The sequence below is a fragment of the Achromobacter sp. 1011811831 genome (assembly GCF_059760905.1).
The window spans coordinates 35,677-62,365 of record NZ_JCBANG010000010.1 but is presented as its reverse complement, the minus strand read 5'-3'; the positions used below and the strand labels follow the sequence as shown (position 1 = coordinate 62,365).

At 68.3% G+C, this 26,689-nt stretch carries 26 protein-coding genes; 16 read left to right on the top strand and 10 right to left on the bottom strand.

Annotation, left to right across the window (positions count from 1 at the left end; all coding sequences use genetic code 11):
- Window positions 1-13: 13 nt before the first annotated feature.
- The 5 genes from napA to AC6LJ9_RS06195 form a co-directional block, all read right to left on the bottom strand.
- Window positions 14-2,509 (bottom strand): periplasmic nitrate reductase subunit alpha, encoded by a 2,496-nt coding sequence (gene napA / locus AC6LJ9_RS06215; protein WP_498146870.1) that lies wholly within the window; start codon window positions 2,507-2,509, stop codon window positions 14-16.
- Window positions 2,493-2,822 (bottom strand): chaperone NapD, encoded by a 330-nt coding sequence (locus AC6LJ9_RS06210; RefSeq protein ID WP_498146869.1) that lies wholly within the window; start codon window positions 2,820-2,822, stop codon window positions 2,493-2,495. The genes napA and AC6LJ9_RS06210 overlap by 17 nt, the downstream gene beginning before the upstream one ends.
- Window positions 2,822-2,995, bottom strand: a complete 174-nt coding sequence (gene napE / locus AC6LJ9_RS06205; RefSeq protein ID WP_369869695.1) for a periplasmic nitrate reductase, NapE protein — start codon at window positions 2,993-2,995, stop codon at window positions 2,822-2,824. Before napE ends, AC6LJ9_RS06210 begins: the two co-directional genes overlap by 1 nt.
- A gap of 119 nt (window positions 2,996-3,114) precedes the next feature.
- Complete coding sequence (locus AC6LJ9_RS06200; RefSeq protein ID WP_498146868.1) at window positions 3,115-3,984, bottom strand: beta-keto acid cleavage family enzyme; 870 nt, start codon at window positions 3,982-3,984, stop codon at window positions 3,115-3,117.
- Complete coding sequence (locus AC6LJ9_RS06195; protein ID WP_498146867.1) at window positions 3,981-4,943, bottom strand: 3-hydroxyacyl-CoA dehydrogenase family protein; 963 nt, start codon at window positions 4,941-4,943, stop codon at window positions 3,981-3,983. Before AC6LJ9_RS06195 ends, AC6LJ9_RS06200 begins: the two co-directional genes overlap by 4 nt.
- A 140-nt stretch (window positions 4,944-5,083) precedes the next feature.
- On the opposite strand from AC6LJ9_RS06195, the gene AC6LJ9_RS06190 reads away from it, so the two are divergent.
- Together AC6LJ9_RS06190 and AC6LJ9_RS06185 are read left to right on the top strand one after the other, a co-directional pair.
- Entirely contained in the window at window positions 5,084-5,992 is a 909-nt protein-coding gene (locus AC6LJ9_RS06190) for a LysR family transcriptional regulator (RefSeq protein ID WP_103276535.1), read from the top strand.
- Window positions 5,993-6,179: 187 nt separating this feature from the next.
- Entirely contained in the window at window positions 6,180-6,647 is a 468-nt protein-coding gene (locus AC6LJ9_RS06185; protein ID WP_369869794.1) for a MarR family winged helix-turn-helix transcriptional regulator, read from the top strand.
- Between the two features lie 36 nt (window positions 6,648-6,683).
- On the opposite strand, the gene AC6LJ9_RS06180 is transcribed toward AC6LJ9_RS06185, so the two are convergent.
- Window positions 6,684-7,673, bottom strand: coding sequence for an XdhC family protein (locus tag AC6LJ9_RS06180; RefSeq protein ID WP_498146866.1), 990 nt, complete (start codon window positions 7,671-7,673; stop codon window positions 6,684-6,686).
- Window positions 7,674-7,734: 61 nt separating this feature from the next.
- On the opposite strand from AC6LJ9_RS06180, the gene AC6LJ9_RS06175 reads away from it, so the two are divergent.
- The 5 genes from AC6LJ9_RS06175 to AC6LJ9_RS06155 all read left to right on the top strand — a co-directional run bounded on the left by AC6LJ9_RS06175 (window position 7,735) and on the right by AC6LJ9_RS06155 (window position 12,157).
- The gene (locus AC6LJ9_RS06175; RefSeq protein WP_498146905.1) at window positions 7,735-8,361 is read left to right on the top strand and encodes a nucleotidyltransferase family protein; all 627 of its coding nucleotides are present in this window, start codon (window positions 7,735-7,737) and stop codon (window positions 8,359-8,361) included.
- Between the two features lie 249 nt (window positions 8,362-8,610).
- Window positions 8,611-9,573, top strand: coding sequence for an amidohydrolase family protein (locus AC6LJ9_RS06170; protein WP_498146865.1), 963 nt, complete (start codon window positions 8,611-8,613; stop codon window positions 9,571-9,573).
- Between the two features lie 20 nt (window positions 9,574-9,593).
- Window positions 9,594-10,418, top strand: a complete 825-nt coding sequence (locus AC6LJ9_RS06165; RefSeq protein WP_498146864.1) for an alpha/beta fold hydrolase — start codon at window positions 9,594-9,596, stop codon at window positions 10,416-10,418.
- Between the two features lie 29 nt (window positions 10,419-10,447).
- Window positions 10,448-11,497, top strand: a complete 1,050-nt coding sequence (locus AC6LJ9_RS06160; RefSeq protein ID WP_498146863.1) for a 2,5-dihydroxypyridine 5,6-dioxygenase NicX family protein — start codon at window positions 10,448-10,450, stop codon at window positions 11,495-11,497.
- Between the two features lie 39 nt (window positions 11,498-11,536).
- Window positions 11,537-12,157, top strand: a complete 621-nt coding sequence (locus tag AC6LJ9_RS06155) for an N-carbamoylsarcosine amidohydrolase (RefSeq protein WP_498146862.1) — start codon at window positions 11,537-11,539, stop codon at window positions 12,155-12,157.
- A gap of 70 nt (window positions 12,158-12,227) precedes the next feature.
- On the opposite strand, the gene AC6LJ9_RS06150 is transcribed toward AC6LJ9_RS06155, so the two are convergent.
- The 4 genes from AC6LJ9_RS06150 to AC6LJ9_RS06135 are packed head-to-tail and all read right to left on the bottom strand — an operon-like array spanning window position 12,228 to window position 15,704.
- Window positions 12,228-12,746: an aromatic-ring-hydroxylating dioxygenase subunit beta gene (locus AC6LJ9_RS06150; RefSeq protein ID WP_498146861.1), complete on the bottom strand. Its 519-nt coding sequence runs from the start codon at window positions 12,744-12,746 to the stop codon at window positions 12,228-12,230.
- Window positions 12,747-12,763: 17 nt separating this feature from the next.
- Window positions 12,764-14,053: an aromatic ring-hydroxylating dioxygenase subunit alpha gene (locus AC6LJ9_RS06145; protein ID WP_498146860.1), complete on the bottom strand. Its 1,290-nt coding sequence runs from the start codon at window positions 14,051-14,053 to the stop codon at window positions 12,764-12,766.
- Between the two features lie 35 nt (window positions 14,054-14,088).
- Window positions 14,089-15,387 (bottom strand): NAD(P)/FAD-dependent oxidoreductase, encoded by a 1,299-nt coding sequence (locus tag AC6LJ9_RS06140; RefSeq protein ID WP_498146859.1) that lies wholly within the window; start codon window positions 15,385-15,387, stop codon window positions 14,089-14,091.
- A 2-nt stretch (window positions 15,388-15,389) separates the two neighbouring features.
- Window positions 15,390-15,704, bottom strand: coding sequence for a non-heme iron oxygenase ferredoxin subunit (locus AC6LJ9_RS06135; RefSeq protein ID WP_498146858.1), 315 nt, complete (start codon window positions 15,702-15,704; stop codon window positions 15,390-15,392).
- A 402-nt stretch (window positions 15,705-16,106) separates the two neighbouring features.
- Between AC6LJ9_RS06135 and AC6LJ9_RS06130 the strand changes: the two genes are divergently transcribed.
- From AC6LJ9_RS06130 to AC6LJ9_RS06090, 9 genes are all read left to right on the top strand, one after another.
- Window positions 16,107-17,210 (top strand): TRAP transporter substrate-binding protein, encoded by a 1,104-nt coding sequence (locus tag AC6LJ9_RS06130; RefSeq protein WP_498146857.1) that lies wholly within the window; start codon window positions 16,107-16,109, stop codon window positions 17,208-17,210.
- Window positions 17,211-17,233: 23 nt separating this feature from the next.
- Entirely contained in the window at window positions 17,234-19,636 is a 2,403-nt protein-coding gene (locus AC6LJ9_RS06125; RefSeq protein WP_498146856.1) for a xanthine dehydrogenase family protein molybdopterin-binding subunit, read from the top strand.
- Entirely contained in the window at window positions 19,633-20,460 is an 828-nt protein-coding gene (locus AC6LJ9_RS06120; protein ID WP_498146855.1) for an FAD binding domain-containing protein, read from the top strand. The genes AC6LJ9_RS06125 and AC6LJ9_RS06120 overlap by 4 nt, the downstream gene beginning before the upstream one ends.
- Window positions 20,461-20,465: 5 nt before the next feature.
- The gene (locus AC6LJ9_RS06115) at window positions 20,466-21,671 is read left to right on the top strand and encodes a xanthine dehydrogenase family Fe-S subunit (protein WP_498146904.1); all 1,206 of its coding nucleotides are present in this window, start codon (window positions 20,466-20,468) and stop codon (window positions 21,669-21,671) included.
- A 51-nt stretch (window positions 21,672-21,722) separates the two neighbouring features.
- The gene (locus AC6LJ9_RS06110) at window positions 21,723-22,748 is read left to right on the top strand and encodes an ABC transporter substrate-binding protein (protein ID WP_498146854.1); all 1,026 of its coding nucleotides are present in this window, start codon (window positions 21,723-21,725) and stop codon (window positions 22,746-22,748) included.
- The gene (locus AC6LJ9_RS06105; RefSeq protein WP_498146853.1) at window positions 22,745-23,554 is read left to right on the top strand and encodes an ABC transporter ATP-binding protein; all 810 of its coding nucleotides are present in this window, start codon (window positions 22,745-22,747) and stop codon (window positions 23,552-23,554) included. The genes AC6LJ9_RS06110 and AC6LJ9_RS06105 overlap by 4 nt, the downstream gene beginning before the upstream one ends.
- The gene (locus AC6LJ9_RS06100; RefSeq protein ID WP_498146852.1) at window positions 23,551-24,327 is read left to right on the top strand and encodes an ABC transporter permease; all 777 of its coding nucleotides are present in this window, start codon (window positions 23,551-23,553) and stop codon (window positions 24,325-24,327) included. The genes AC6LJ9_RS06105 and AC6LJ9_RS06100 overlap by 4 nt, the downstream gene beginning before the upstream one ends.
- Window positions 24,328-24,401: 74 nt before the next feature.
- Entirely contained in the window at window positions 24,402-25,028 is a 627-nt protein-coding gene (locus tag AC6LJ9_RS06095; RefSeq protein WP_498146851.1) for a TRAP transporter small permease subunit, read from the top strand.
- Window positions 25,029-25,030: 2 nt separating this feature from the next.
- Window positions 25,031-26,686 (top strand): TRAP transporter large permease, encoded by a 1,656-nt coding sequence (locus tag AC6LJ9_RS06090; protein WP_498146850.1) that lies wholly within the window; start codon window positions 25,031-25,033, stop codon window positions 26,684-26,686.
- Window positions 26,687-26,689 lie beyond the last annotated feature (3 nt).

Genomic DNA, 26,689 nt, shown 5'->3' with positions numbered 1-26,689 from the left:
TCCGGTTCGCCGCTCAGACCTTGACGATCTTGACCGCGCACTTCTTGAAGTCGGTCTGGAACGAGATCGGGTCGGTGGCGTCCAGCGTCACCTTGTTGATGAGCTGGCCGGCGTCGAACCAGGGCACGAACACCAGGCCGCGCGGAGGCTTGTCGCGTCCGCGCGTTTCCAGGCGGGTGCGCATCCTGCCCCGGCGCGAGATGATCTCGACCTCGACGCCGCGCCGCAGGCCCATGGCCTGGGCGTCGTCCGGGTGCATGAAGCAGACGGCGTTCGGAAAGGCGCGATACAGCTCGGGCACGCGCCGCGTCATGGAGCCGGAGTGCCAGTGTTCCAGCACGCGTCCGGTGGACAGCCAGAAGGGATATTCCTTGTCCGGCGATTCCGGGGGCGGCTCGTAGGGCAGGGCAAAGATCACGGCGCGGCCGTCGGGGTTGCCGTAGAACTCGAAGCCCGCGCCCGGTTTGACGTAGGGGTCGCTGCCTTCGCGGTAGCGCCACAGGGTTTCCTTGCCCTTGACCACGGGCCAGCGCAGGCCGCGCGCCTCGTGGTAGGTGTCGAACGGCGCCAGGTCATGGCCGTGGCCGCGGCCGAATTCCGCGTATTCCTCGAACAGGCCCTTCTGCGCGTAGAAGCCGAAGGCGTCGGCCTCCTGGTTGGCGTAGTCCTTGTCGCGCTCGCTGTTGGGATAGCGGTTGACCTTGCCGTTGGCGTAGAGCACATCGAACAGGGTCTTGCCTCGGTACTCGGGTTTCCTGGCCAGCAGATCGGCGGGCCAGACTTCCTCGAGCTTGAAGCGCTTGGCGAATTCCATCAGCTGCCACAGGTCCGAGCGCGCCTCGCCCGGCGCGTTCACCAGCTGGTGCCAGAACTGGGTGCGGCGCTCGGCGTTGCCGTAGGCGCCTTCCTTTTCCACCCACATGGCGGCGGGCAGGATCAGGTCGGCCGACAGGGTGGTGACGGTGGGGTAGGCGTCCGACACCACGATGAAGTTGTCCGGGTTGCGATAGCCGGGCAGGCCTTCGTTCATGAGGTTGGCGGCGGCCTGGATGTTGTTGTTGACCATCACCCAGTAGGCGTTGATCTGGCCGTCCTTGAGCATGCGGTTCTGCAGCACCGCGTGCGCGCCCACCTTGTCCGGAATCGTGCCCTCGGGCAATTGCCACAGTTCCTCGGCGTGGGCGCGATGCTTGGGGTTGGTGACCACCAGGTCGGCCGGCAGGCGGTGCGAGAACGTGCCGACCTCGCGCGCGGTGCCGCAGGCCGACGGCTGGCCCGTCAGCGAGAACGGGCTGTTGCCCGGCGTGGAGATCTTGCCGGTCAGCAGGTGGATGTTGTAGACCATGTTGTTGGCCCACACGCCACGGGTGTGCTGGTTGAAGCCCATGGTCCAGAAGGACGTGACGCGCACCTTGGGGTCGGCGTAGAGCTCGGCCAGGTCCTGCAGCTGCTTTTTCGGCACGCCGGACAGCTTGGACGTGTATTCCAGGTCGTACTTGGCGACGAAGCGGGCGAAGTCGTCGAAGGTGATGGGCTTGGAACCGCCCGCGTCGCCGGCGTTCCTGGCTGCCTTCTGCAGCGGGTGGTCGGGCCGCAGGCCGTAGCCGATGTCGGTATTGCCCTCGCGGAAGACCGTGTGCTTGTCGACGAATTCGCGGTTGACCCGCTTGGTCTGGATGATGTGGTTGGCGATGTAGTTCAGGATCGCCAGGTCGGTCTGCGGCGTGAACGTCAGCGTCAGGTCCGCCAGTTCATAGGAGCGGTGCTCGAACGTGGACAGCACCGCCACCTTGGTTCCGGGCGCGGACAGGCGGCGGTCGGTCACGCGGGTCCACAGGATGGGATGCATCTCGGCCATGTTCGAACCCCACAGCACGAAGGCGTCGGCGTTCTCGATGTCGTCATAGCAGCCCATGGGCTCGTCGGCGCCGAAGGTGCGCATGAAGCCCACCGCCGCCGAGGCCATGCAGTGGCGCGCGTTCGGATCCAGGTTGTTCGAGCGAAAGCCCGCCTTCATCAGCTTGAGCGCGGCGTAGCCTTCCCAGATGGTCCACTGGCCCGAGCCGAACATGCCCACGGCCGTCGGACCCTTGTCCTTGAGCACCCGCTTGAACTGCTCGGCCATCACGTCGAAGGCCTGGTCCCAGGACACCGGCGCGAATTCGCCGTCCTTGGCGTACTTGCCGTCCTTCATGCGCAGCAGCGGCGTGGTGAGCCGGTCCTTGCCGTACATGATCTTGGACAGGAAGTAGCCCTTGACGCAGTTCAGGCCCTTGTTGACCTCGGCGTTGAAATCGCCATGCGTGGCCACGACCTGGTTGTCCTTCACGGCCACGTTGACCCCGCAGCCGGTGCCGCAGAACCTACAGGGCGCCTTGGACCACTTCAGCTTGGCCGCCTCGGACTCGGTCACGATGTTCTGCGCGTAGCCGACGATGGGAATACCGGCCACGGTGGCGGCCGCGGCGGCGGCGGACTGCTTGATGAAATCCCTACGGGCCATTGCCATCGTCGATCTCCTCGTTCATCGCGTCCAGCGTGTCGGCGTGCTGATAGACCAGCGCCGACGCCAGCACGCCGTCCAGGCGCTGGATCGTGGAGATCTGCGCCATCATGTCGTCGGTGGAGGGGGCTTCCAGGGTGACCACCAGCTTGCCGGTGTCGGAGGCGCCATGGATGTCCGCGCCGGGAAGGGCGAGGATCGCGCGGCGCACCTCGTCCAGCCGGCGCGGCGCGGCATGCACCACCAGGCTGGCGATGTGCAGTTCCAGGGAGGGGGAGCCGGGCGGTTCGGCCCTGCTACAGGAGGCGGCGGGCTCCATCAGCTGCCCGGGGGACCGGCGAAGAGCTGGTAGAACCAGACGATGAAGCCATAGCCCGCGACGATCAGCACCGACAGGACGGGCGCCATGACCGCGGTCAGGAAAAGGAAACTTCGCAACTCCTGGGGCTTGGTATAGCCGTCAGACTCGTTTGACACACACCACCTCACCATTGCAGTCGGGGTATTGCGTTTAACGTGCGGATTTCGAAGTTTTTAGCAGAAGCCTTTTCGGGCCGTCAATGTTGCGGCACGGCGAAACCGGAATCCGGCCTCGCCGTGCCGGGGCTTGATCAGGCGATGGCGCCGTAGATGCGGCGCGCGTCGGCCGCGTTGGCCAGCGGACGGCCCAGGGCGAGCGCGCCTTCGGCCGCCTGCCGCACCAGCGCGGCGTTGTCCGATGCGATGGCGCCGTCGCGCAGCTTCAGGTTGTTCTCGAAGCCCACGCGCATGTGGCCGCCGAAGGCCGCCGCGGTCGTGACGCAGGCGTTTTCTTCCGGTCCGAAGGCGCAGACGGCCCAGGGCAGCGAGTGATCGCTGGTGGCCAGGAAGGGCAGCAGATCGTGGGCGGATGAGGTCTGCCCCGCGCTGTAGCGGCCCAGCACGAACAGCACCGACCAGGCGCCGGCCGGCACCAGTCCGCGCTGGCGCAGCGCCTGCCAGCGGCGCACGTCGGCCTCGTCGTACAGGATGATCTGGGTCAGCACGCGGCGCCCGGCCAGCCAGGCCAGGAAGGCCGCCAGCTCGCTTTCCGGGATCTCGGGCACGGCGATCTCGCGCAGGCCGACGGAGACGGCCTCGGGCGCCAGTTCGCGCACCATCGCCATCTGTTCGGCGGCGCGGTAGACGCCGGCGGCTTCGCTGGTCACCTGCACCAGCAGCTCGTCGCCCACCGTCTTGCGCACCGCGGCCAGCGCGTCGCGATAGGCCTGGGCGTCCAGCAGGTGGCGGCCGTCCGGGCGGCGCACGTGCATGTGCATCATGGCCGCGCCGGCGTCCAGGCAGGCGCGCGCCTCGCGGCCCAGCGCCTCGGCCGTCAGCGGCACGGCGGGATGGTCGGCGGCCTGCTTGTAGGCGCCGTTGGGCGCCACGGTGATGATGACGGGGGATTCGGCCAGCGGCAGGCGCGGCGCCTGCGGCTTGGGATCGGTGGCGGCGGTCATGGCTGGATCTCCGGCAGTTCGGGCGCGATCAGGTCCAGGCCGGCGCGCAGCAGCCGGTCGTAGCGCGCGCGCTCGGCGGCGATGGTCTCGGGCGTCCAGGCGTAGAAGCCTTCGCCGGCCTTCATGCCATGGCGGCCGTCGGCGGCGCGCTCGGCCAGGCAGCGCGCCGGGCGGTCCGCGTTGCAGAACGTGGGGTACATGGTGGCGCCGGCGGCCGCGTGCACCTCGATGCCGGCGTGGTCGCGCTGCATGACCGGGCCGGCCGCCAGGAAGCGGAAGCCGAAGCCGAAGCGCACCGCCGCGTCCACGTCCTCGGGCGAGGCGATGCCGCGATCGATCAGGTCGAAGGCCTCGCGCGACAGCGCGTGCTGCAGGCGGTTGGCCAGGAAGCCCGGCAGGTCCTGCCGCACCTTCACCGGCATGCTGCCGCAGCGCTTCATGAAGGCGATCAGCGCGTCGGCGCAGGCTTCGTCGCTGGTGTCGGCCATCACCACTTCCACCAGCGGCACCAGGTGCGCCGGCATGAAGAAGTGCAGGCCCAGCATGCGCTCGCGCGTGTCCAGTCCCTGGCCGATGGCGCTGATCGGGAAGCTGGAGCTGTTGCTGGCCAGGATGGCGTCGGGGCGCGCGCGGCGCGCCAGGTCGGCGAACAGGGCCTGTTTGATGTCGAGCCGTTCGGGGATGCACTCGATCACCAGGTCGACGCCGGCCCAGTCCACCTGGTCCAGGCTGGCCGCCACGGCCAGGCGCGGCAGATTGGCCTCGCGGCCGATCTGGGCCAGGTTTTCGCCGACCCGTTGCGGCAGCGCGGCGGCGCGGTCCGGGTTGGATTCGATCACCGTCGTGCGGCACGACGCGCGCGTCAGCACCACGGCCACGTCGGCCCCCATGGTGCCGCCGCCCACCACCACCGCATGCGCCGCGCCCGGATTGGGCAGCGCCTTGGCGTCTGTTTGCATGGTTTGCTCCTGGTCTGTCCTGGCGCCGCTTGCGCCACTGCAATGGGGGCCGAGTGTAGAGAAGCTTGTTTGATTGATGAATCAGATTTTTTGGATAGAATGATCTTTAAATTCGATCAATAGGGCGGGCGAGGGCGGACATGCAGATCAACCTGTCGATGCGCGACATCGACACCACGCTGGTGCTGGGGCGCACGCTGAACTTCCGGCAGGCGGCGGCACAGCTGCACCTGTCGCAGTCGGCGCTGTCGACCCAGGTGCAGCGCATCGAGGACGCGCTGGGCGTGCGCCTGTTCGATCGCACCACGCGCACCGTGCGCCTGACGGCGGCGGGCGAGGTCTTCATGCAGCAGGCCGCCTCGCTGCAGGCGGCGTTCCGCGACGCCATCGCCGCCGTCAGCGGCATCGCCAGCGTGGAGCAGGGGCAGGTGTCGGTGGCGGCGCTGCCGTCGCTGGCCGCGCGCCTGCTGCCGCGCGTGCTGATGGCGTATCGCCAGGCCCATCCGCAGGTGGCGCTGAAAGTGCGCGACACGCTGTCCGGCCCCGCCTTCGACCTGGTGCGCGCCGGCGAGGTGGACTTCGCGCTGACGGCGGCCGACCCGCAGCAGGCCGACCTGCACTACGTGCCGCTGATGTCAGACAGTTTCCTGCTGCTGATCCCCGAGGCGCATCCGCTGGCCAAGGCGCGCGGCCCGCTGCGCTGGGCCGACACGGCTGGCGCCGAGCACGTGTCCATGGTGCATCCGAGCAGCGTGCGCCAGTACACCGAATGGGCTTTCCTGCAGAACCGCATCCGCTTCACGCCGGCCTTCGAGGCCGAGCACCTGACCACCATCGTCTCCATGGTGGAATGCGGTTTCGGCGTGGCGGCGCTGCCCGAGATCGCGGCGGGCGCGGTGGCGCAGAACGGCATCGTGCAGCGTCCGCTGATCGGGCCGGTGGCCGAGCGCTCGATCGGGCTGGTCACCTCGCGCGGCCGCAGCCTGTCGCCGGCGGCGATGGCGCTGGTGCAGGTGCTGAAGGAATATCTGGCGAAGCAGGCGCGCTAGGCTGCTCTTGCCCTGCGCGGGCAGGCGTTGATCTGGCGCATGCGTCCGTCTTGCGGCGCTCGACAGGCGATGGCCGGTGGTATTATCCTCAGTGCACTAACTAAATTGGAGCTGCCTCAACGTGCCGGATGTACAGAAAAAGACGACGTCCCAGAAGCGCGTCGCAACTCAGAAGACAGACAGCAAGATTTTCGATCCGGCCAAACAGGTGCTGTGGTCGCGCCCCGGCTATCTGGTGCGACGCCTGAACCAGATCCACTACGCCATGTTCTACGAGGAATGCAAGACGCAGAACGTGACGCCGGTGCAATATGGCGTGCTGACCGCGCTGTCGCTCAGCCCCTGGCTGGACCAGACCGCCATCGGCATGGAACTGGGACTGGACCGCACCACCACCGCGGACGTGGTCAAGCGCCTGCAGGAACGCGGCCTGGTGGAGCGGCGCACCAATCCCAACGACAAACGCTCGCGCCAGGCGGTCATCACCCAGGAAGGGCTGCGCATCATGGGCCTGCTGCAAGAAGGCATGGCGCGCGCCCAGCAGCGCCTGCTGGAGCCGCTGTCCACGCGCAACCAGGAAATCTTCATGAAGCTGCTGTCCACCCTGGTGGAAGCCAACAACCAGTACAGCCGCACCACCCTCAAGCCCATGTAGGCCGGGCCCGCGCGGGGCAGGGGCCGGCAGCCCTGCTCAGCCCTGCAGCGCGCTGGCTTGCGACGGCTCATGGGCGGCCTCGGCGCCGCCCAGGGTGTTGCGGACCCAGATCAGTTCGGCGGCGATCGCCACCGCGATCTCGGCGGGCGTCTTGCTCGCGATGCGCAGGCCCACCGGGCCATGCAGGCGTTCGATCTGGCTCTCGTCCAGGTCGAACAGCCGCAGCCGCTCGCGGCGCTTTTGCTGGTTGGCGCGCGAACCCAGCGCGCCTACATAGAATGCGGGGGATTTCAGCGCTTCCAGCAGGGCCATGTCGTCGAGCTTGGGGTCATGGGTGACGGCCACGATGGCGGTGCGTTCGTCCGTGCCGATCTCCAGCACCGCGTCATCGGGCATGCTGGTGAGCAGGGTCGCCTGGGACAGGTTCCAGTCGCCGTAGAACTCCTCGCGCGGGTCGCATACCGTGACGTGGAAATCCAGCGTGGCGGCCACGCTGGCGAGCACCTGGGCGGTCTGGTTGGCGCCGATGATCAGCAACCGCCAGCGCGGCCCGTACACGCTGCGGAAGATGCGTCCGTCGAAATCCGGGCCGTCGGCCGGGCCGGCGGGCGACACCGAGCTGCCGCCATCCTGCAGGTCCACCGTGCGCTGGATCAGGCGATGGCCGCGAATCGATTCCAGCACGAGATCCAGCCATTGCGTATCGCGCAGCGGTTCGCTGATCAGGCGCAGCGTGCCGCCGCAAGGCAGGCCGAAGCGCGCGGCCTCGTCGCGGGTGACGCCGTAGGTCAGGCGCGCGGGAGCGTCATCCAGCGCGCCTTCGCGCGCGCGGCGCATCAGGTCGTCCTCGATGCAGCCGCCGGACACCGAGCCGACCATGCGGCCGTCGTCGCGCAGGGCCAGCATGGCGCCCGCCTGGCGGGGCGCCGAGCCCCAGGTCTGCACCACCGTCACCAGGTGCGCGCGGCGGCCCGCGGCCACCCAGTCGCGGGCATGTTGCAATACGTCCAGATCCAGAGCGTTCATCGGCTTCTCGCAGGCAAGGACCGTGGCGCTGCCCCGGCTTATATTCACTATACTGATGATCATGTCGAATGTCCCTAGTGTCTACCCCTACCTGGCGTCCCCGAGTGCCGGCATCCTGCTGGCGGCGGGGCAGGGCTCGCGTTACGCCGCGCAGCGGCCGGGCGCCGACAAGCTGATGGCCGCCTTGCCACAGGGCCCGTGCGTGGCCGTGGCCAGCGCGCGCCGGCTTCGGGCGGCCGTGGACATGGTCGTCGCCGTGGTGCGCCCGGGCAACGCGGCGCTGGCCGCGCTGTTGCGGGCGGAAGATTGCCGGGTGATCGAGGCGGATCCGGCGGGCGAGGGCATGGGAAGCAGCCTGGCCACGGCGGCGCGGCATCTGCTGGCCCTGCCCGACACGCCGCGCTCGGTGCTGGTGGCGCTGGCGGACATGCCCTGGATTCGCGACACCAGCATGGCGGGCGTGCTGGATGCGCTGCAACATGCGCCGATGGCGGCGCCGTCGCATCGGGGACGGCGCGGCCATCCCGTGGGATTCCGCGCCGACCTGCTGCCTCGGCTGGCGCTGTTGAACGCGGACGAGGGCGCGCGACGGCTGCTCGGGCAGCCGGGTCTGCGCCTGGTCCAGGTGGATGATCCAGGCGTGTTGCTCGATGTCGACACGCCCGCCGACCTGGACAGGGCCGGCTGAGCGCCGCCCGTCCGCGAGGCCGCCCTGGCGGCCTTTTTTTCGGGCTCCGGGATTTCCCCTATTTGTCAGTACGCTGACTATAAAATCAGTATACTGACCTAAATCCGGAAGCCGTCGCGGCGCTTTTCCCTATGAGAAGGCAGTTGTGCGTGATTCCGGTTTTTCCGGATTAATAGTCAGTGTGCTGATAAATAATGCTGGCGCGCCGTGGCCGGGCAGGGCCCGGGCCACCAAACTGGGAGCAGGGGAATGAGCAAAGTACGCAAGATCGCGTTCGAGGAACACTACACCGCGGTCGGATTCAAGGACTATTCAAAGAGCTTTGCGCAGCACATCGATCCAGCGGTGCTGGCCGATCTGGCCGCGCGGCTGGTCGATTTCGACGAAGTCCGGCTGGGCGAGATGGACCGGGGCGGCATCGACTACGTCATCCTGTCGCAGACCGGGCCGGGCGTGCAGGCCGAGCCCGACGCCGCCGTGGCGTTGCGTCGCGCCCGCGAGAACAACGATTTCCTGGTCCAGCAGGTGGCCCGCCATCCGACGCGCTACGGCGCCTTCGCCACCATACCCATGCACGATCCCCGGGTCGCCGCCGCCGAGCTGGAACGCTGCGTCAGGCAGCTGGGCTTCAAGGGCGCGCTGATCAACGGCCACACCAACGGCGTGTACTACGACGGGCGCGCCTATGACCCGTTCTGGGAAAAGGTGCAGGAGCTGGATGTGCCCGTCTACCTGCATCCGTCCGATCCCCATGTGGTTCCGCAGGCGTACTCCGGCCACCCCGAGCTGGTCGGCGCGTGCTGGGGCTGGGGCGTCGAGACCGCCACCCACGCGCTGCGCCTGCTGTTCGGCGGCGTGTTCGACCGCTATCCCGGCGTCAAGCTGATACTCGGGCACATGGGCGAGGGCCTGCCATTCCTGCGCTGGCGCTTCGACAGCCGCTTCGCGGTGTACTCGCACGGCATCAAGCTGGAGCGCGCGCCCTCGGCCTACCTGGGCAGCAACATCGTCATCACGACGTCGGGCGTCTGTTCGCCGCCGACCTTGACCGCCGCCATCGCCGAAATGGGGCGCGAGGCGGTGATGTTCTCGGTGGACTATCCCTACGAGTCGACCGCGCTCGCCGTCGAGTTCATCGAGCAGACGCCGATGGATGAGGCGACCCGCGCACTGATCTGCCACGGCAACGCGCGGCGCCTGTTCAAACTCTGAATCCAGCGTGCGAGACTGACATGAGCAATTTCCTGTACGGCGGCAATGTCCACGCCAACGGCATCCGCCAGCACTATCTGCGCTATGGCGGCACGCGCGGGGCGGGGCGCGATCCGGTCATCATCGTGCCGGGCATCACCAGTCCGGCGATTACCTGGGGCTTCGTGGGCGAGCGCTTCGGCGAGTCCTTCGATACCTATATCCTGGATGTGCGCGGCCGGGGCTTGTCCGAAGCCGGCGCGGCGCTGGACTATGGCCTGGACGCGCAGGCCGCCGACGTGCTGGCGTTCGCGCAGGCGCTGGGCCTGGAGCAATACAGCGTGGTCGGTCATTCCATGGGCGGCCGCATCGGCGTGCGCGCCGGGCGAAGCAAGCCGGCCGGCCTGCGGCGTCTCGTCCTGGCCGACCCGCCGGTGTCGGGCCCCGGCCGCCGGCCGTATCCGGCCAAGCTGCCCTGGTACGTGGACTCCATGGCGCAGGCGCGCCAGGGCATGGACGCCGAAGCCATGCGCGCGTTCTGCCCCAGCTGGACCGACGCGCAGCGCCAGCTGCGCGCCGAGTGGCTGCATACCTGCGACGAGCGCGCCATCATCCAGAGCTTCGAGGCTTTCCACAGCGACGACATCCATGCGGACCTGCCGCTGCTGGACGCGGCGGTCCTGCTGATCACGGCGGAACGCGGCGACGTGGTGCTGGACGCCGACGTGGAAGAGATCCAGCGGCTGGCGCCAGGCACTCGGCATCACCGGGTGCCCGCCGCCGGCCACATGATTCCGTGGGACAACGAGGAAGGCTTCTACGCGGCCTTCGGCGACTTCCTGGGCGCGCCGCTGGCGCGCGCCTGAGACGCAGATCGTCAAGCAAGGAGGGCATCATGCCTATCAGCGACTATGAAATGGTGAAGGCCTGGCAGCAGGTGCTGACGCTGTCCAGGCTGCAGGCGGGGCAGACGGTCACGGTGCTGACCAGCGCGGCCACCCATCCGCAAACGCTGGCCACGGCGCTGATCGCGACGCAGGCCATGGGCGCCGTGGTCAATCGGCTGGACCTGCCGCCCGTCAACGGCGAGCGCGCGCTGAGCCGGGACGCGCTGGCCTATCTGGGCACGACTCCGCTGACCGGCAACAAGGCCGCGATCGCGGCGCTGAAGGAAAGCGATCTGGTGCTGGACCTGATGACGCTGCTGTTCTCGCCGGAACAGCACGAAATCCTGGCCTCGGGTACCAAGATCCTGCTGGCGGTGGAGCCGCCGGAAGTGCTGGCGCGGCTGGTGCCGACCGAGGCCGACCGCGCGCGGGTCAAGGCGGCCGCCGCGCGCATCGCCGCGGCGCGCGAGATGAGCGTCGTGTCGGAGGCGGGCACGGACCTGCGCTGCCCGCTGGGCGAGTTCCCGGCCATCAGCGAATACGGTTTCGTCGACGAACCCGGGCGCTGGGACCACTGGCCCAGCGGCTTCGTGCTGACCTGGCCGAACGAGGGCGGCGCGCGGGGCAAGATCGTGATCGACGTGGGCGACATCCTGCTGCCGCAGAAACTCTACGTGCGCTCGGCCATCGAGCTGACCGTCGAGAACGGCTACGCCACGCGCATCGACGGCGGCGTGGACGCGGAGCTGCTGCGCGAGTACGTGGCGTCGTTCAGGGATCCGGAAGCCTACGCGATTTCGCACATCGGCTGGGGCCTGCAGCCGCGCGCGCACTGGACCACGCTGGGCCTGTACGACCGCGAAGCCACCATCGGCATGGACGCGCGGGCCTACGAGGGCAATTTCCTGTTCTCGCTGGGGCCGAACAACGAAGCCGGCGGCAGCCGCTGCACCACCTGCCACATCGACATCCCGCTGCGCGGCTGCACCGTGCGGCTGGACGGAGAGGACGTGGTGCGCCAGGGCAGGGTGCTGGATGGCGCCGGCCCGAGGGACTAGTCCAGGGCTCAATCCATGACCGCTACAGGAATTCCACACATGAATGACGATATCTCCGCCTACGAACGGCAAGGCTTCGGCGCGGCCATGGCGCCCAAGGCGCCCTACGGCCTGCTGATCGTGGACCTGGTCAATGGCTTCGCCGATCCGGCGGTGTTCGGCGGGGGCAACATCCCCGAGGCCATCGCGCAGACGGTGGGCCTGCTGGCGCACGCACGCCAGCAGGGCTGGCCGGTGGCCCACAGCCGCATCGTGTTCGCCGACGACGACGCCGACCACAACATCTTCACGCTCAAGGTGCCGGGCATGCTGACCTTGAAGGAAGCGGACCACAACAGCGCCATCGTGCCGCAGCTCGCGCCCGCGTCCGGAGAGCTGGTAGTGCGCAAGACGGTGCCTTCCGCGTTCTTCGGCACCAGCCTGGCCGCCTGGCTGTCGCAGCGCGGGGTGCAGACGCTGCTGGTCGCCGGCGCGGTCACCAGCGGCTGCGTGCGGGCCAGCGTGGTGGACGCCATGCAGTACGGCTTTCGTCCGCTGGTGGTGTCGGACTGCGTGGGCGACCGCGCCATCGGCCCGCACGAGGCCAATCTCTTCGACATGCGGCAGAAGTACGCCACCGTGCTGACGCGGGACGAAGCCTTGCGGGCGACGCGAGCCTAGCTGGGTCAAGCTGAAAAAAGGGGTTGCGCCGCGAGGCGCAACCCCTTTTCCTTGCCGGGGCGCGACGATCCTAGACGGGATAGACCAGGTCGTTGGCGAGGATGGTGGTGTCATACACCACCTGGCGTTCCTTCAGCTTGAGCGTGCCGTCCTGCCGGGTGTAGCGGTCGTAGTAGGCGCCGGCCAGGTGCAGCGTGGTGGGGCCTTCCACCAGCGTCTGCATCAGCAGGAACGCGGCTTGCGCCTCGATCTCGCCGTCGGCGGATTCGCTGATGACGCGGGTGTTGCTGACCATGTGCAGCATGTAGCGCGGGGCGAACATCTGGGTGCGGGAAATGGCCACGGCCCGGTCATGCATCATGGCGCGGCCCTCGGAGTAGACCAGGCCGACCGGCAGGCCCAGGTCGGCGTTCTCGCGCGCGGTGACGCGGTACAGGCCATCCTCGGTGAAGAAGTCCGGCCAGGATTCGACCTGGCCCGCGTCCAGGGCGGCGCAGTAGTCGGCGTGGAACTCCTCTATCTCCAGGCGCAGCGCGATGGCGCGGGCGGGATCGATCTTTCGGGGGGAAAATTCGAATCGGGTTCTCATGTCTTGGTGTTCCTGCCTCAGAAGCCCATCACGCCGCGGTAGTAGCTGTACATGGAGCGGATGGCGGCTTCCGAGATCAGCGTGTTGGACGTGCCCTGCTTGCCGGATTCCAGCTTGAGCACGTTGACGTCGGTGCTGGCGCGGCGCACGCCTTCCTGAACGAACTTCATGGCCTCGTTGTCCTCCAGGCCGAGGAATCCCGCCGGGCCCATCAGATTGCCCTGGCGCAGGCGATGGCGTTCCATCTCGGGCGTATCGTCCTCATAGCCGAACATGGTCCATTGCATGATCATGCTGTCGGGTCCGTTGGGCACGATCTGGCGCACGCCCAGCGTGTTCATCTCGCGCTGCACGATCAGGTTGGGCCAGATGGTCTGCATGGTGACGGACCAGGGCGAATCGAACTCCTTGACGAATTCGAGGAAGCGGTCGTCCTGCAGATGCAGGCCATCATGGAACGAGCGCATTTCCTTCTTGTTCTCTTCGCTGACGCTGGCGTATTTGTCCTCGCTCTTGGCCGAGGCCATGGTGCCGTGGCGGCCATGCACCGTGTCGACCAGCATGGCGGACTTGTTGCCCGCCACCAGCAGGCCGAACACCACCAGGAACGAATGCAGCAGGGTGGCGTGGTAGGGATCCTTCAGGTTCTCGTGATACATCTTCCAGTTGCAGGGCAGCTCATTGCGGTAGTAGCCGTGGATCTTGAGCTTCTTGCCGGGGAAGACGGTGTCGAAATCGGCCAGGATCTCGGGCGTCAGGTATTCCTCCAGGGCCTCGACCTCGTCGCTGTAGGACGCGAAGATCACGCCGTTGCGGGTGGCGACGCGCAACTTGCGCAGGCCGTGTTCCTCGTTCTTGAAGTCCTTGGGCATGCCGCCTTCGCGGTTCACGCCGCGCTTGAACGGGATGCCTTGCAGATTGCCCTTCAGGTCGTAGGACCACTGATGGTAGGGGCAGACGAATTCCTTGGCGTTGCCCTGGCTGTTGCGGCAGAACTCCGCGCCGCGGTGGGCGCAGCGGTTCTCGAAGACATTGACCGAGCCGTCCTCGGCGCGCGAGACCACCACCGGGGTCGGCCCGACATAGGACCGCTTGTAGTCGCCCGGGTTGGGCAGCTCGGCTTCCAGGGCCACGTAGTTCCAGGTCTTGCCGTGGAAGATCTTCTCGATTTCCTGGTCATAGACGGCGCGGCTGGTGTAGACCCAGTCCGGGATGTAATGCAGCGCGTCCTGCGGCCAGACACAGTCGGCCAGCTCGGTGTTCTTGGACGCCATCGTGAGGCCGATGACGGTTTGTGATTGATACATGACTAGCTCCTGTCGATACGGGGCGGCAATCGGTTTCAGATCGTGGCGGCGCGCTGCTGGCATGCCTTCACCAGCGGCTTGAGCGCCACGGTTTCGTCGGCATAGCGCTGCGGGTCGATGGCGATGGCTTGCTCGAACAGCACGCGCAGCTGGCGCAGGTCGCCGCCGGCGTTGATGGCGATGGCGTGCACCGGCACGCCGTCGCGGTGGCCGAGCCAGATGAATCGGGGCGTTTCGGTCCGCGCTTGCGGCACGCCGCGGCAGGCATAGACCAGGCCAGGCTGGGGCAGGCCCAGCATCTGCACGTTGCAGCCATACTGGTCCGTCCAGAACCAGGGGTAGGGCTCCGCGGGAGCGGGCTGGCCCAGCATGCCCGCGGCGGCGGCGCGCGCCTGTTCATTGGCGTTCTGCCAGGATTCCAGCCTCAGCGCCACGCCGAGGCGGGAGCGATGCTGGCTGGCGCAGTCGCCGGCGGCGTATAGATGGGGATCGCTGCTGCGGCAGGCGGCATCCACCGCGATGCCGCCGTTGGCGGGGTCCAGCGCCAGGCCGGCCTGGACCGCCAGCGACACCTCGGGCGTCAGGCCGATGGCCACCACCACGATGTCGGCTGCCACGGTGGCGGCATCCTGCAAGGTGATGAGAAAGCGCGCCGGATGCCGGACGGCTGCGTCCGCGTGCGGCTGGCGGTCGCAGCCGGCAATGCGCGCGCCCAGGCGCAGGTCCACGCCGGCGTGGCGGACGCGTTCGGCCAGCCAGTCCGACAAGGCCTCGGGCAGCACGCGTTCCAGCAGGCGCGGCGCGCTTTCCAGGACGCTGACTTGAGCGCCCAGCGCGCGCGCGGTGGAGGCCACTTCCAGGCCCAGGAAGCCGCCGCCGATGACGGCGACGCGCGCCTGGGGCGCGAGGCCGGCGCGCAGCGCGGCGGCGTCGTCCAGCGTGCGGATGTAATGCACGCCGGGCGTGCCGCGCGGCAGGCCGGGCAGTTCGCGCGCCCGCCCGCCGGTCGCCAGCAGGCAGCGGCTGTAGGGCAGGTCGCGGCCGTCGGCCAGCCGGGCAACGCGGTGGCCGGCGTCGATGCGCACGACCTCGGCGCCGGTCAGCAGCGTGATGCGCTGGCGTTCGTAGAAGTCTTCGGGATGCACCGGGGTCCGGCCGCTTGCGTCGGCCGTCTGCAGCGCATCCTTGGACAGGGGCGGGCGTTCATAGGGCGCGTGCGCTTCCTGGCCGACCAGCGTGATGGCGCCTTCGTGGCCCAGCTCGCGCAGCGTCGCCGCCGCCACCGCGCCGGCCTGGCCGGCGCCGATGATGAGGATCGAATCCGCGTCGGCCATGGTCAGCCCTGCAGATCGGCGTAGATGTCCTGGCCTTCGACCTTGACGGGGTAGACGCGGATGCCGGTGGTGGCGGGCGCGCACATGGCCTTGCCGGTGCGGATGTCGAAGCGGGCCTGGTGCAGCGGGCATTCGATGCAGCCGTCTTCGAGGTAGCCGTCGGACAGCAGCGCGTAGGCGTGCGTACAGACGTTGTCGGAGGCGTAGAACTCGCCTTCGCTGCGATACAGCGCAAGCTGCTGGTCGCCGGCCGCGACGGGGATCACCTCGTCGTCTTCGGTCAGTTGGTCGGTGGAGGCGATGCGGATCCAGTTCATATCAACTCGCTAATCAGTATGCTGAGTAATTGTCGTCAGTGTACTGGTTAAAAAATCAAGCCAGGAGCTAGGGATTTCCCCGACTTTCAGGCAGCAGCGGGACGGGGGCGCAGGGCCGTTGCGCTGGTGGTTTGCGGCCTGCGCTTGCGGGTGCCCGCCATATGTAAGGAGTACCCGTAAATTGCCTGGAAGAAGTCGCGGAAATTTCGGCGAAATCGGTGAAAACCCAGGCGTTTCGCGGCTGACAGCAGTGGGGGTTTACCTTGTTGACACTCAAAATTACTGTCAGTATGCTGACCAAAAATTCAGTGTGCTAACGTTTTTTTGGTTGCGCGAGAGCGGCGTTGGCACGAGTAGAAACGGGTCCAAGGGGACTCAATCGAACCAGATCGGGAGCAATCAATGCAACGACGCCGTTTCCTCGCACAAGCCGCCGGCGCAGCCGGCGCCGGCCTTGCCGCCGTGGGCATGCCAGCTGTCGCGCAATCCGCGCCGGCGGTGCGCTGGCGCATGTCCACCAGCTGGCCCAAGAGCCTGGACACCATCTACGGGTCGGCCGAAGACTTCTGCAAGCGCGTGGCGCAGCTGACCGAAGGCAAGTTCGAGATCCGCGCCTTTCCGGGTGGCGAGCTGGTGCCGGCGGCGCAGAACATGGACGCGGTCAGCAATGGCACGGTCGAATGCAATCACGTGCTGAGCACCGCCTACATCGGCAAGAACACGGCGCTGACCTTCGACACCGGCCTGTCCTTCGGGCTGAGCGCCCGCCAGCACAACGCCTGGATCCACTACGGCGGCGGCATGGCGATGCTGCGCGCGCTCTATAAGAAGTACAACATCGTCAATCACGTCTGTGGCAACGTGGGCGTGCAGATGGGCGGCTGGTACCGCAAGGAAATCAAGTCGGTCGCCGACCTGAAGGGCCTGAACATGCGCATCGGCGGCATCGGCGGCATGGTGCTGTCCAAGCTGGGCGCGGTGCCGCAACAGATTCCTCCGGGCGACATCTACCCGGCGCTGGAGAAGGGCACCATCGACGCGGCCGAATGGATCGGGCCCTACGACGACGAGAAGCTGGGCTTCAACAAGGTGGCGCCTTACTACTATTCGCCGGGCTGGTTCGAGGGCAGCGCGTCCATCACCAGCATGGTGCACGACAAGGCCTGGGAAGCGCTGCCGCCGGCCTACCAGGCCGCGTTCGAGGCCGCGGCGGGCGAACAGACCATGCGCATGCTGGCCCATTACGATGCGCGCAATCCGCTGGCGCTGCGCAAGCTGATCGCCGGTGGCGCCAAGGTCAGCTTCTTCCCCAAGGAAGTGATGGACGCGGCGTACAACGCCTCGCAGGAACTGTGGACCGAGCTCTCGGCCAAGAATCCGGATTTCGCGGCGATCTTCCCCGACTGGAAGAAATTCCAGGCCGAGCAGGCGGGCTGGTTCCGGGTGGCCGAAAGCCCGCTGGACAACTACACCTTCGCCGCCGTGGCGAAGGCCCAGGCCAAGTGAGCCGCGCCGGACAGAGGGGAGTCATGACGACAGCAGACGCCGATACGCACGGCCGGCCAGGCAAGCCGCAGGGGGTGGGCGCGCGCGTGCCACGCAAGGAGGACGCGCGCCACCTGCATGGCAAGGGCAACTTCGTGGCCGACATGGCCATGCCCGGGCTGAGCGAGGTCGCCTTCCTGCGCAGCCCGCTGGCGCATGCGCGCATCGCCTCGGTGCGCGTGGCCAGCCAGATCGCGGATAAGGCGTTCGTGCGCCAGGCGATGGCGGACGCGCGCGACATCGTGGCGGACTCGACGCTGCCAAGCTACCAGGTCTCGGCGCAGCCGCCGCTGGCATCGGGCAAGGTGCGGTTCGTGGGCGAACCCGTCGCCATGGTGGTCGCGCCGACCCGCGCCGAGGCCGAGGACTACGCCGAGATGATCGAGGTCGACTACGACGACCTGCCGGTGTACGCGGACGTCGCCAGCGCCCAGGCGGCGCAAGGCGATTTCGTGCACGAGCAATGGCGCGACAATGTCTTCGTCACGCTCAATGTCGACAAGCAGTTCGACGAACTGGCGGCGCAGGCGGACGTGGTGGTGCGGCGCAAGATCGACCTGGCGCGGCAATGCATGGTGCCGATGGAGGGCAAGGCGGTGCTGGCCTACTGGGACCACCAGGCCGACCAGCTGGTGGTGGTCAGCGCCACGCAGGTGCCGCACATGATCCGCAGCGTGCTCGCCCAGTGCCTGGACCTGGAACAGGGCCGGGTGAGGGTGGTGTCGCCGGACGTGGGCGGCGCCTTCGGCTACAAGTGCGTGCTGCAGCAGGAAGAGCTGTGCGTGGCCTGGCTGGCCAAGACCTTCAAGCGGCCGTTCCGCTTCATCGAGGACCGCCGCGAGCACCTGACGGCGGGCGCGAACTCGCGCGAGCACCATTATGAAATGGTGGCCTACGCCGACCGCCGAGGCAAATTGTTGGCGCTGGACGCCAGGATCACCATCGACGGCGGCGCCTACTCGGTCTGGCCGTTCACCATCGGCCTGGAGCCGGGCCAGGCCATCGGCAACCTGCCGGGGCCGTATGCATTCAAGGGCTATCGCTGCGTGACCAAGGCGGTGGCCACCAACAAGCCGGGCTTCGTGCCGTACCGGGGCGTGGCGCGCACCGGCGTCTGCTTCGCCATGGAGCTGACGATGGACGCGATCGCCCGCGAGGTCGGGCGCGAACCCTGGGAAATCCGCCAGGAGAACCTGGTGCAGGGCGACCAGATGCCCTACGTCAACGTCACCGGCAAGCACCTGGACAGCGGCGATTATCCGGCCAGCCTGCGGCAGGCCATGGACATGATCGGCGTGGACGCCATCCGCGAGCGCCAGCGCCGGGGCGAAGCCGACGGCCGCCTCATCGGCGTGGGCCTGGCCACCTACACGGAGCAGGCCGCGCACGGCACCTCGGTGTTCGCCGCCTGGGGCACGCCCGTCATTCCGGGCTTCGATCAGGCCACGGCCCGGGTCACGCCCGACGGCGGGCTGGAGCTGCGGGTCGGCGTGCATTCGCACGGGCAGGGCATGGAAACGACCTTTGCCCAGATCGCCAACGAGATCCTGGGCGTGGACGTGGCCAGCATCAAGCTGCTGCATGGAGATACCGGGCAGACGCCATTTTCCACCGGCACCTATGCCTCGCGCTCGCTGGTGATGTCGGGTGGCGCGGTGTCGCAGGCCTGCAAGCGCCTGCTGCCCAGGCTCACGCATATCGGCGCGCACCTGCTGCAGGCCGATCCCGCCCGCGTGGCCTGGAACGGCGACCGGCTGGAAGCGGGCGGCAAGTCGGTGTCGGTCAAGGACGTGGCCGACGCCTGGTACCTGCGGCCGCAGTTGTTGCCGCCCGACGTGGATCCCGCCGGACTGGAAGTCACCGTTGGCTACAAGCCCAAGGTCGACACCGGCTGTTTCACCTACGCCACCCACGCGGCGGTGGTGGCGGTGGACCCCGGCACCGGCGGCGTGGAGATCCTGGACTATGTGGTGGTGGAGGATTGCGGGACCATGATCAATCCCATGGTGGTCGAAGGCCAGACCATCGGCGGCGTGGCCCAGGGCATCGGCACCGCCTTCTACGAGGAAACGCCCTACGACGACAACGGCCAGCCGCTGGCGTCGACCCTGGCGGACTACATGCTGCCCGGCGCCACCGAGGTGCCGAACATGCGCCTGCATCACTTCGAGACCCCGTCGCCGCATACCGAATTCGGCGCCAAGGGCATGGGCGAGGGCGGCGCCATCGCGCCGCCGGCGGTGCTGTTCAACGCGGTCAACGACGCGCTGCGCCCGCTGGGCGCGGCCGAGCTGCTGCGCACGCCGCTGTCCCCGACGCGGGTGCTCGCCGCCATCGCGCAGGGCAGCCGCCAGCCCGAGTCCGCCAGCGCGGAGGTGACGGCATGAAGGCCGCCGCGTTCGAATACACGCGTCCGGACTCGCTGCAGGAGGCCTTGCGGGCGCTGCGCGCGCACGAAGGCCGCGCCAAGCTCATGGCCGGCGGGCAATCGCTGGGGCCCATGCTGAACCTGCGGCTGGCTCGTCCGCCCGTCGTCATCGACATCTCCGGCCTGGCCGAACTGCGCACCGTCACGCGGCAGGACGGCGGGCTGCGCGTGGGCGCCGCCGTGACCCACGCCGAGATCGAGGATGGCGTGCACGAACTGCTGCGCGGCACGCCGTTGCAGCAGGTGGCGCCGGGCATCGCCTACCGCGCCATCCGCAATCGCGGCACGCTGGGCGGCAGCCTGGCGCATGCCGATCCGGCGGCCGACTGGGTGCTGACCATGGTCGGCCTGGGTGCGACGCTGGAGATCGCCGGCCCGGACGGGGTCCGCATGCTGCCGGCGCAGGACTACATGCAGGGCGCCTATACCACCGGGCTGCGCGAGGACGAGCTGATCGCCGCCGTGCATGTGCCCGAGGCGGGGCCGGCGTCGCGCTGGGGCTATTACAAGTTTTGCCGCAAGACCGGCGAGTTCGCCGAGGCCAGCTGCGCCGCGTGGTTCGATGCCGCGTCGAAGACGGCGCGGATCGCGGTGGGCGCGCTGGACGGCGCGCCCGGATTGCTGCCCCGGCTGGCCGCGAGCATCGCGCGGCAGGGACTGGCGGGCCTGGACCCGGCCCTGCTCGCCGACGAGCTGGCCGGCGTCATGCCGGGCAAGGATGAACACCACCGCAAGCTGCACGGGACCGCGGTGACGCGCTGCCTGGCGCAGGCCTTGGGTTGACGGGAATAACCATGGTTCAGGTGACATTGGAAGTGAACGGCAAGCGCGTATCGCACGAGGCGCCCGCGCGCATGCATCTGGGGGATTTCCTGCGGGACCAGGCGCGCCTGACCGGCACCCATCTCGGCTGCGAGCACGGCGTCTGCGGCGCCTGCACGGTGCTGGTGGATGGCGCGCCGGTGCGGTCCTGTATCTCCTTCGCGGTGGCCTGCGAAGGAAAGCAGGTGACCACCATCGAAGGCTATGACGCCGATCCGGTGATGCAGCGGCTGCGCGCCGCCTTCACGCGGCACCACGCCCTGCAATGCGGCTATTGCACGCCCGGCATGCTGGCGACGTCGCGCGACATCGTGCTGCGGCTGCCGGAGGCGGACGAGGGCAGGGTGCGGGTGGAACTGTCCGGCAATCTGTGCCGTTGCACCGGCTACATGGGTATCGTGGCCGCCGTGATGTCCGTGCTGGCGGAGCTGCGGGCGCAGCCGGATCCCGCCGTGGATGCGCTGCGGGCCGCCCTGGCGCAGGGCCGGGGCGCCGCGCCCGAGGCCGCGCGGCAGGCGGCCTTCGCGGGATTCACGCCGGTGGCGGATGGCGCCGGGGCGGCGGCCAAGCCCGCGCCTGTTCCCGTCGCCGCGCCAGCCGGCAAGAAGGAAGGCCGGGGCAGCCAGATCGACGGCGGTTTCACCGTGCCCTTTCCCGCGGCCGAGGTCTGGGCCTTCATGGTGGACCTGCCGGCGCTGGCCAGCTGCCTGCCCGGCGCCTCGATCGAGGAGCACGAGGGCGACCGGGTCAAGGGCAAGATCGCCATCAAGTTCGGGCCCATGTCCGCGGCCTTCAACGGCGCGGCCCGCCTGGAGCGCGACGACGCCGCCATGCAGGCGGTGTTCCGTGGCGCCGGGCAGGACTCGCTCAGCCAGTCGCGCGCCAATGGCGACATCACCTATCGCCTGCAGGCGCTGTCGCCCGGCGAGACGCAGGTGCACGTGAACCTGCTGTATTCACTGCAGGGGCCCCTGGCGCAGTTTTCGCGGTCCGGGCTGGTGCAGGACTTCGTGCGCCGCATGATCGCGGACTTCGGCAACAACGTCACCGCCCGGCTGCGCCGGCCCGCCGCCGCGGGCGAGGCGCCGGTCCAGGCCAGCTTCAATCCCACGGCCATGTTCTTCAGCGTGCTGTGGGCGCGCATCAAGCGGTGGGTCGGCCGGGGCGGTTGAGCGGGAAGAGGCGCCGGCGGCGTCCGGCGCCGACACACAACGGGGAAAATCATGTTCGCGGTGATCGTACGAAATTGGCGCAACGCCTTGTTGGGCCTGGCCGCTGTCGCGCTGAGCGCGCCCGCCTGGTCGCAGGCGCTGGAGCCGCTGCGGGTGCGGCTGGACTGGACGCCCTGGGGCGTGCACGGCGCCTTCCACCTGGCGCAGCAGAAGGGCTGGTACCGCCAGGCCGGCCTGGAAGTGTCGCTGGAGGACGGCAACGGCTCGGTGACGACGGTGCAGATCGTGGGCGCCGGCGACAGCTTCGACCTGGGACACGCGGCGCTGGCCTCGGCCATGATCGCCCGTGAAAAGGGCATGCCGGTCAAGGCGGTGGCCGTGTTCGCCAGGCAGAGCGACATCGGGTTGCTGGTGCCGGCCGACGCCGGCATCAGCGGGCCCGCGCAGCTGAAAGGCAAGAAGGTCGCCTACACCGCCGGCTCGCTGGAAGCGCCCTTCATCGACGCGTTCCTGGCCGCGGGCAAGCTCAAGAAAAGTGATCTGGAGCTGATCAACGTCGATGCCGCCAGCAAGGCATCCACCTATGCCGTGGGGCGCGCGGACGCGGCGTTCTCCACCATCCCGTTCTTCCTGCCGGTGGTGTCGCAGACCCGGCCGTCGAGCGCCGTGCGCTTCGCCGATTTCGGCCTGAACATGCCCAGCTTCGGCCTGTTCGCCAACGAGTCCAAGCTGGCCCGGCGGCGCGACGCCATCGCGCGCTTCGCCAGCGTGAGCGCGCGGGCCTGGGAGTACATCTATGCGGGGCATCAGGACGAGGCGGTCGCCGCCATCCTGGCGCAGCGTCCGCAGTCCCGGCTGGACAGGAAGGTGCTGCGCGGCCAGATCGACGCCTTGCAGCCGTACTTCGGCCAGCCGGCGGCCGGCGCGCGCCTGGGCGCCATCGTGCCGCAGGATTGGACGCAGGCCGTCGCGACCCTGTCGACCGTGGGGCTGATCAGCGCCGACGCCCAGGCCGCTTCGTTCTACGAGCCCGGCCTAGTGCACGCGGAACGCTACGACAGCCTGGTGCAGCCATGACGCAATGGGCCGTGGCGGCGAACGGCGTGCGCAAGCGCTATCCCGGCGCGGCGGGCGTGGAGGCGCTGGCCTCGGTGTCGGTCGAGGTGCCGCGCGGCCGCTTCGTCAGCATCCTGGGACCCAGCGGCTGCGGCAAGAGCACGTTCCTGCGCTGCGTGGCGGGATTGGAGACCGTTTCCGCCGGCGACCTGCGGGTCGAGGGCGTGCCGGTGCAGGGACCGCCGGACGGCATGGGCATGGTGTTCCAGCGCGACGCGCTGCTGGAATGGCGCGATGTGCGCCGTAACATCCTGCTGCCCGTCGAATTCGCGCACAAGCCGGCGGCGGCCTACGCGGACAAGGTGAGCGCGCTGCTGGCCCTGACGGGCCTGGAGAAGTTCGCCGGCAGCTATCCGCGCGAACTGTCCGGCGGCATGCGCCAGCGGGTCGCGATCTGCCGGGCCCTGGTGGACGATCCCAGGCTGCTGCTGATGGACGAGCCCTTCGGCGCGCTGGACGCGCTGACGCGCGACCAGATGAACGTGGAACTGCAGCGGATCTGGATGGAAACCCGCAACACGGTGCTGTTCGTCACGCACGGCATCGCCGAGGCGGTGTTCCTGGGCGACGTGGTCATGGTGTTCTCGCCGCGTCCGGGCCGCATCCTGGAAACCATGGAGATCGACCTGCCCCGGCCCCGGCCGCTGGCGCTGCGCGAAACGCCCCAGTTCGGCGAATACGTGCGGCACATCCGCGGCATGTTCCAGCGCATGGGCCTGATCGATGAGGGCGGCGCGGCCGCGCCGGGTCCGGAGGCCGTCCGATGATCACGCTATTGAAAGGCGCGGGCCGGCGCATGGCCGGGCTGGCGTCGGTGCTGGTCTTCCTGCTGTTGTGGGAGGCGGCCGCCCGGCTGTTCCAGGTGCGCGCCATCATGCTGCCGCTGCCGGGCCAGGTGGCGCTGGAGCTGGCGTCCGAGTGGACCTGGTACGCCGGCCACGCCGCGTACACGCTGATGACCACGCTGGCGGGTTTCGCGCTGGCGGTGGCATTTGGCGTGCTGACCGCCGTGATGCTGGTGGGATCGCGCTGGTTCGAGCGCTTCATCTATCCCTTGATCGTGGCCCTGAACAGCGTGCCCAAGGTCGCCATCGCGCCCTTGTTCGTGATCTGGATGGGCACCGGCGCCGAGCCGAAGATCGCCATCGCCTTCCTGATCGCGGTGTTCGCGATGATCGTGGACACCGTCCACGGCCTGCGCTCGGTGCCGCAAGACGTGCTGGACCTGGGGCGCGTGCTGAAGGGCTCGCGCCGCGATTTCTTCTTCAAGGTGCGGCTGCCCAGCGCGCTGCCCTCGATCCTGGCCGGCATGAAGGTCTCGATCTCGCTGGCCCTGGTCGGCGCCATCGTCGGCGAGTTCGTGTCCTCGCAGCGCGGATTGGGCTACGTGATCATGAGCGCCCAGGGCACCTTCGACACGGTCCGGGTGTTCGCGGCGATCTTCGTGCTGGCCCTCATGGGCATGGCGCTGTTCTCGTTGCTGGTGTGGCTGGAGCAGCGGCTGACGCCGTGGCTGCGGCATCACCGGGAAGACGGCTGAAGGATGCAAACCCGGGGCGCTCCGGGAAGCCCGCAGGGCAGGCGCCTGATTGGAATCGATACAGGGGAATACAGATGCAAGCACTACTCGCCTTGTCGCGTGGCATAGACGCGGTCAACTTGCGCGTGGGCCGGGCCGTGTCCTGGGTCACGCTGCTGGTGGTCCTGGTCAGCACCGGCAACGCCATCATGCGCAAGTTCTTTCACGACAGCTCCAATGCCTGGCTGGAGCTGCAGTGGTACATGTTCGGCGCCATGTTCCTGCTGACCGCGGGCTACACGCTGCTGAAGAACGACCATGTGCGGGTCGACATCATCGCCTCGAAGCTGTCGCGCCGGGCGCAGATCGGCATCGAGATCTTCGGCGTGCTGTTCTTCCTGATGCCGGCCTGCCTGCTGATCATGTACCTGTCCTGGCCGGTGTTCATGGATTCGTATCTCAGCAACGAGTACTCATCCAACTCCGGCGGGCTGATCCGCTGGCCGGTCAAGCTGTTGATTCCCGTCGGTTTCGCGCTGCTGGCGCTGGCCGGCCTGTCGCACCTGATCAAGTGCGCGGGCTTCCTGGCGGGGCGCTGCCGCGATCCGCGCGAGCGCGAGGGCGCCAGGAGCGCCGAGGAAGAACTGGCCGAGGAAATCGCCCGCGAAGCGCAGGCGCGCGAAGCCGCCGCACAGAACGAACTGAACGAGAAGGGCCGCTGACCATGGAATTCCTCATCGCCAATCTGGCGCCGATCATGTTCGCGACCCTGATCGGTTTCCTGCTGCTGGGCTTTCCGGTGGCGTTCGCGCTGGCGGCCAACGGCATACTGTTCGGCCTGATCGGCATGGAGCTGGGCCTGCTCAACTCCTCGCTGTTCCAGGCGCTGCCGCAGCGGGTGTTCGGCATCATTTCCAACGACACGCTGCTGGCGGTGCCGTTCTTCACGCTGATGGGCCTGGTGCTGGAACGGTCAGGCATGGCCGAGGACCTGCTCGAGACCATCGGCCAGCTCTTCGGCACGCTGCGCGGCGGCCTGGCGATCGCGGTCGTGTTCGTGGGCGCCATGCTGGCCGCCACGACCGGCGTGGTGTCGGCCTCGGTGATCTCGATGGGCCTCATCTCCCTGCCCATCATGCTGCGCTACGGTTATGACCGCCGGCTGGCCAGCGGCATCATCGCGGCCTCGGGCACGCTTTCGCAGATCATCCCGCCCTCGCTGGTGCTGATCATCCTGGCGGACCAGCTGGGCCGTTCCATCGGCGACATCTACCGCGCGGCGATGGTGCCGGGTTTCATCCTGGCGGGGCTGTACATCGTCTACATCGTCATCATGAGCCTGCTCAAGCCGGATTCGGCGCCGGCGCTGCCCGAAGAGGCGCGCCGTTTCCAGGCGCCGAATGGCGGCCGGGGCGGGCGCTCGCTGCTGGTGCTGATGGCGATCTCCGCCGTGTCGGCGTACTTCCTGGGGCTCTGGGTCGAGAACAACACCGCGCCGATGGACGAGCGCATCGTGGTGGCGCTGCTGTTCTGGGGCGCGACCGCCTTCGTCATCGCGCTGGTCAACAAGGCGCTGGGGCTGGGGCTGCTGTCCGCCCTGGCCGAGCGCGTCACCTTCGTGATGATTCCGCCGCTGGCGCTGATCTTCCTGGTGCTGGGCACCATCTTCATCGGCGTGGCCACGCCGACCGAGGGCGGCGCCATGGGCGCGGTGGGCGCCATCCTGATGGCGGTGGCGCGCCGCCGGCTGTCGCTGGACCTGCTGCGGCAGGCCATGGACACAACCACCAAGCTGTCCTGCTTCGTGGTGTTCATCCTGGTGGGTTCCACCGTGTTCGGCCTGACCTTCCGCGCCGTCAATGGCGACCTGTGGGTCGAGCATCTGCTGACCGGCCTGCCGGGCGGGCAGTGGGGCTTTTTGATCGTGGTCAGCATCCTGACCTTCGTGCTGGCCTTCTTCCTGGACTTCTTCGAGCTGGCCTTCATCATCGTGCCCCTGCTGGGGCCGGTCGCCGACAAGCTGGGCATAGACCTGATCTGGTTCGGCGTGATCCTGGCCGTCAACATGCAGACGTCCTTCATGCATCCGCCATTCGGTTTCGCGCTGTTCTACCTGCGCTCGGTGGCGCCCCGCGAACGCTACAAGGACAGGGTGACGGGCAAGATGATCGAGCCTGTCACCACCGAACAGATCTATTGGGGCTCGGTGCCGTTCATCGTGATCCAGCTGCTCATGGTGGGCGCGGTGATGGCGTTCCCGGGCATGGTGATGCACTACAAGGGCGACGCCGCCATCGTCGATCCGAATTCCGTGTCGCTGGAAGTGGGCGGCGGCAACGGCGCCAGCGCCTACGGGACGGACGCCAGTCCGTTCAAGTAGCAG

What these genes read in the sequence shown, in the direction of transcription:
- AC6LJ9_RS06190 (WP_103276535.1), top strand. Translation starts at nt 5,084, where the DNA reads ATGCAGATCAACCTGTCGATGCGCGACATCGACACCACGCTGGTGCTG.
- napE (WP_369869695.1), bottom strand. Translation starts at nt 2,995, where the DNA reads ATGGTGAGGTGGTGTGTGTCAAACGAGTCTGACGGCTATACCAAGCCC.
- AC6LJ9_RS06090 (WP_498146850.1), top strand. Translation starts at nt 25,031, where the DNA reads ATGGAATTCCTCATCGCCAATCTGGCGCCGATCATGTTCGCGACCCTG.
- AC6LJ9_RS06120 (WP_498146855.1), top strand. Translation starts at nt 19,633, where the DNA reads ATGAAGGCCGCCGCGTTCGAATACACGCGTCCGGACTCGCTGCAGGAG.
- napA (WP_498146870.1), bottom strand. Translation starts at nt 2,509, where the DNA reads ATGGCAATGGCCCGTAGGGATTTCATCAAGCAGTCCGCCGCCGCCGCG.
- AC6LJ9_RS06195 (WP_498146867.1), bottom strand. Translation starts at nt 4,943, where the DNA reads ATGCAAACAGACGCCAAGGCGCTGCCCAATCCGGGCGCGGCGCATGCG.
- AC6LJ9_RS06150 (WP_498146861.1), bottom strand. Translation starts at nt 12,746, where the DNA reads ATGAGAACCCGATTCGAATTTTCCCCCCGAAAGATCGATCCCGCCCGC.
- AC6LJ9_RS06095 (WP_498146851.1), top strand. Translation starts at nt 24,402, where the DNA reads ATGCAAGCACTACTCGCCTTGTCGCGTGGCATAGACGCGGTCAACTTG.
- AC6LJ9_RS06110 (WP_498146854.1), top strand. Translation starts at nt 21,723, where the DNA reads ATGTTCGCGGTGATCGTACGAAATTGGCGCAACGCCTTGTTGGGCCTG.
- AC6LJ9_RS06125 (WP_498146856.1), top strand. Translation starts at nt 17,234, where the DNA reads ATGACGACAGCAGACGCCGATACGCACGGCCGGCCAGGCAAGCCGCAG.
- AC6LJ9_RS06175 (WP_498146905.1), top strand. Translation starts at nt 7,735, where the DNA reads ATGTCGAATGTCCCTAGTGTCTACCCCTACCTGGCGTCCCCGAGTGCC.
- AC6LJ9_RS06100 (WP_498146852.1), top strand. Translation starts at nt 23,551, where the DNA reads ATGATCACGCTATTGAAAGGCGCGGGCCGGCGCATGGCCGGGCTGGCG.
- AC6LJ9_RS06160 (WP_498146863.1), top strand. Translation starts at nt 10,448, where the DNA reads ATGCCTATCAGCGACTATGAAATGGTGAAGGCCTGGCAGCAGGTGCTG.
- AC6LJ9_RS06165 (WP_498146864.1), top strand. Translation starts at nt 9,594, where the DNA reads ATGAGCAATTTCCTGTACGGCGGCAATGTCCACGCCAACGGCATCCGC.
- AC6LJ9_RS06135 (WP_498146858.1), bottom strand. Translation starts at nt 15,704, where the DNA reads ATGAACTGGATCCGCATCGCCTCCACCGACCAACTGACCGAAGACGAC.
- AC6LJ9_RS06170 (WP_498146865.1), top strand. Translation starts at nt 8,611, where the DNA reads ATGAGCAAAGTACGCAAGATCGCGTTCGAGGAACACTACACCGCGGTC.
- AC6LJ9_RS06180 (WP_498146866.1), bottom strand. Translation starts at nt 7,673, where the DNA reads ATGAACGCTCTGGATCTGGACGTATTGCAACATGCCCGCGACTGGGTG.
- AC6LJ9_RS06200 (WP_498146868.1), bottom strand. Translation starts at nt 3,984, where the DNA reads ATGACCGCCGCCACCGATCCCAAGCCGCAGGCGCCGCGCCTGCCGCTG.
- AC6LJ9_RS06105 (WP_498146853.1), top strand. Translation starts at nt 22,745, where the DNA reads ATGACGCAATGGGCCGTGGCGGCGAACGGCGTGCGCAAGCGCTATCCC.
- AC6LJ9_RS06130 (WP_498146857.1), top strand. Translation starts at nt 16,107, where the DNA reads ATGCAACGACGCCGTTTCCTCGCACAAGCCGCCGGCGCAGCCGGCGCC.
- AC6LJ9_RS06140 (WP_498146859.1), bottom strand. Translation starts at nt 15,387, where the DNA reads ATGGCCGACGCGGATTCGATCCTCATCATCGGCGCCGGCCAGGCCGGC.
- AC6LJ9_RS06155 (WP_498146862.1), top strand. Translation starts at nt 11,537, where the DNA reads ATGAATGACGATATCTCCGCCTACGAACGGCAAGGCTTCGGCGCGGCC.
- AC6LJ9_RS06145 (WP_498146860.1), bottom strand. Translation starts at nt 14,053, where the DNA reads ATGTATCAATCACAAACCGTCATCGGCCTCACGATGGCGTCCAAGAAC.
- AC6LJ9_RS06210 (WP_498146869.1), bottom strand. Translation starts at nt 2,822, where the DNA reads ATGGAGCCCGCCGCCTCCTGTAGCAGGGCCGAACCGCCCGGCTCCCCC.